The organism is Rhodopila sp., assembly GCF_035548235.1.
Lineage (GTDB): Bacteria > Pseudomonadota > Alphaproteobacteria > Acetobacterales > Acetobacteraceae > Rhodopila.
In genome coordinates, this window is the sequence record NZ_DASZTJ010000105.1 from 1 (window position 1) to 2,749 (window position 2,749).

The 2,749-nt window shown below is 66.5% G+C and carries 3 protein-coding genes; 1 reads left to right on the forward strand and 2 read right to left on the reverse strand.

Translation table 11 applies throughout. The features are described 5' to 3' along the window. Window positions 1-837 (forward strand): hypothetical protein (locus tag VHB27_RS09380; RefSeq protein WP_325599589.1); only part of this gene is annotated, 837 nt, incomplete at its 5' end. 1 nt (window position 838) lies between these two features. Here the strand turns inward: VHB27_RS09380 and VHB27_RS09385 are convergent. Beyond that, window positions 839-1,888 carry an extracellular solute-binding protein gene (locus VHB27_RS09385; protein ID WP_325599591.1) on the reverse strand — a complete coding sequence of 350 codons (1,050 nt, stop codon included), beginning with the start codon at window positions 1,886-1,888 and terminating at the stop codon, window positions 839-841. 147 nt (window positions 1,889-2,035) lie between these two features. Continuing rightward, window positions 2,036-2,749: methionyl-tRNA formyltransferase (locus tag VHB27_RS09390; RefSeq protein WP_325599593.1), on the reverse strand; the 714-nt coding region annotated here is incomplete at its 5' end.

Below are 2,749 nucleotides of genomic sequence, written 5' to 3' on the forward strand. Positions count from 1 at the left end.
GATGACCCCGACGCGTTCGACTACCGCACCAGCGTCACCGGCTACTGGTCCAACCTCTGCAGCCTCAACCGGATCGCCGCAGCGCGAGGTGGCGGCTTCGACCAAGCGGCGATGCTCGCCGTCATCGGCGCCAGCTTCAGCGCCGAAATGCTGGTCAAGGGCGCCTATGAACGGACGATCGGCCGTTTCACTGCCTGGGTGCGCGGGCGAGACCTGACGCAGGAGGACCTGTTCGCCCAGTACGTGGCCGAGGACAGCGCCGCCTTCCTCCTGCATCATCCCTGGCCGGACTATCCGTTCGGAGCGCGCCTGCGGACGCTTTGGACCACCGTGCCCTTCACCACCGACTGCCCGCTCCGAGCGATGGAGCGGCGGGTGGCGCTGACGCTGGAATGGGGGGTCGACGAGACGCTCGCCGCCTTGGGTCGGGAGTTGTTGCCCCCTCGGCCGACCTACGTCGAAAGCGTCGTACGCGGCCTGGACGATGCCGACCTCACAGCGGACAAGCACATCGTGCTGGTCCGGGATCTGGGACCGAACCTGTCGCTGATCAGGACACCCCGCCGGGGCGGGTTCACCGAAGCCGTCCGTTTCCTCGCCGGCCGTCATCGCCAGATCATCGAGATCGCCGGCAACCGCGACGTCCTGGTCACCGCCCTGGTGCCCGACGATGGCGGGCTCGACCTGCTGGGCGCCCGACCGGTCTTCGAGGACGCCATCCAGTCCCGTCCCGGCTGGCACCGTCTCGGCCTGGACGTCCGGGTGGAGACGCTGACCGACCTGGTGCGGTCGCTACAGGCTCACCGCGCGGTGTTCGAGCACGTTTATCCGGGGTGACTCAGTGCCCGAGCCATGCCTCGAACCGGGGCTTCAGCTTCGCCAGGTTGTCGTGCCAGAAGCCGGCGTCGATCCGCAGTCCCGCACCGAGGTTGGCGGGGTTGCCTGGCGAGGTCGTCAGGAGTTCGGGCGGCAGGCCGTCGTTCAAGCCCTTGGCCAGCCCCGAGTCGCCGCTCTCCTTCAGCAGGCGGACCTCGACCGCGGGCATGCCGGTGAAGTACAGGAATTGTTGCGCATTCCGTAGGGCCGGCGAACCTTTCAGGATCGCCCAGGACTGCACTTCATAGAGGCTATTGGCGAACTGCACGCCGAAGCCGCGGTGTTCTTTTTCCGCTGCCGTCACGATCTGGCCGCTGGGCGCACTGGTCATCAGTACATCGCCCGAGGCCAGGATGCGCGCGGCCTCGCTCTCTGACGACCACCATTCGATGTAGGGCTTCAACTGATCGAGCTTGCGGAACGCCCGATCGACGCCGTCGCTGGTCGACAGGGTCTTGTAAACGTCGCCGGGGGCCACGCCGTCGGCCATCAGCGCGATCTCCAGGTTGCCGCGGACGCCTTTGCGCAGGCCGCGCTTGCCAGGATATTTCGCCACGTCCCAGAAATCCGACCAGGTTGGCGTGACCGGAAGCTTGTCCTTGTCCCAGGCCAGGACGGTGTTCTCGATCACGGCACCGACGCCGCAATCGCTGACCCCGATCGGCAGATAGTGATCCTTGCCGCCGATCGCCGACCAGTCGAGCTTTTCCAGCAGCCCCTCGCCGCAGGCCACGCTCAACTCATCGGCATCCAGCAGCACGAGGTCCCAGGCATTGGCCGGCGCCTTGGCATGGGTACGCAACGAGTCGAGCCCGCCCTCCCACGTCTCCTGCTGCACCGGCAGGCCGGTGACCGCAGTGAAAGGCTGCACATAGGCAGCCTGCACGGACCGCAGGAAGGCGTTGTCGCGTGTTACGATCGTCAGGTCACTCGGACTGGCGGAGGCCGGCATGACGGCCAGCCGAGGCGCGGCCAGCAGCGCCGCGGCGGCCAGGAGCGTACGAAAGAGCATGAACAGACTGGTATCCGGCTTCCTGAAAACGGAACGACGCTACAGGCCACGCCGTCAATGGGCAACGACCCATCCGATGAACAAGTGTCTAGCCACATCCGCCGCTTGAAAATAGACCCGTCCCCAGGTTGCCGCCCTGCGTTCCGATCATCCGCCGAGGATCGCCCCCACCTCCAACCCGGCCTCGGACGCGGCGATCTTCTTGCCGCCGTCCCAGCGCAGCCGCTGGACATCGATGAAGCCGCCCTGGCCATGGATCGTCACACCGGCGGGTCCCGCTCCCACCACCTGGCCGATCTTCTTGCCCTTCACTTCGCCGAAGGTTCGCGCGATGCGCTTGCGGCTGTCGAAGAGGAACAGTCTGCGGCCATCATGGGTCGTCCAGGCGCCGGGGGCCGGGTTGCAGCCGCGGATCAAGTTGAAAGTCTGGTCGACATGGCTCGCCCAATGGATCTGGGATTCCGCGTCTCGGATGATCCCTTCATACCCGGCTTCCGGCTCGTATTGCACCGTCGCAGGCGCCTTCCCCGCCAGCACCCTGTCGGCCGCCTCCAGCAGGCCCGCCACGCCCATGGGGAAGATCTTGCCGAAATACAGGCTGCCTAGCGTGTCCTCCGCCTCGATCCGCACCGCCTGCTGCAGGATGACCGGGCCTTCGTCCAACCCGTCGGTCGGCCGGAAGATCGAGAACCCGGTCTCTGTCCGGCCCAGGATGATGGACCAGGACATGCTCGACGCCCCGCGATGCAGGGGCAGCAGGCTGGGGTGGAACTGGATCGTCCCGAATTTCGGGATCTCGCAGAAATCCTGGGGCGCGAACTGGGTGACGTAGGCCATCACGCCAATATCGGCGTGGGGGGG

Bases quoted from the DNA above. Each gene is read 5' to 3' on its own strand.
- VHB27_RS09385 (WP_325599591.1), bottom strand. From the start codon at position 1,888: ATGCTCTTTCGTACGCTCCTGGCCGCCGCGGCGCTGCTGGCCGCGCCT.